The organism is Pseudomonas sp. 21615526 (assembly GCF_013386245.1).
Classification (GTDB): Bacteria; Pseudomonadota; Gammaproteobacteria; order Pseudomonadales; family Pseudomonadaceae; genus Aquipseudomonas.
Map to the genome: position 1 here is coordinate 1 of NZ_JACAOM010000222.1, position 298 is coordinate 298.

The 298-nt window shown below is 68.1% G+C and carries 1 pseudogene (cut by a window edge); it reads right to left on the reverse strand.

What is annotated here, in order from left to right:
* Positions 1-298 (reverse strand): annotated as a pseudogene (locus HX786_RS31260) (LysR substrate-binding domain-containing protein); its annotated part runs 132 nt beyond the window's last position; the annotation flags it as partial.

Sequence of the window (298 nt, forward strand, 5' to 3'; positions counted from 1 at the left end):
CGGCCACACCAGCAGCGTGCGGCCGGCCAGGTCCCGGGCGTCCTCGATGGGTGCGCTGGAGGCGCTGGTAATCAGCACCAGGCGCTCGCTGTAGACCACGCTTTGTTCGAGCTTCGGGCGTTTGCCGCCGGCGGCCACCAGCGCGGCGTCGATGCGGTGATGTTGCAGGTCATCGAGTAACTGCGCCCAGGCGCCGGTCACCAGTTCCAGCTCCACTTGTGGATAACGTCGATGGTATTCGGCCAGCAGCGGCGGCAGGCGGCCACTGGCGCTGGATTCCACTGCGCCGATGCGCAGC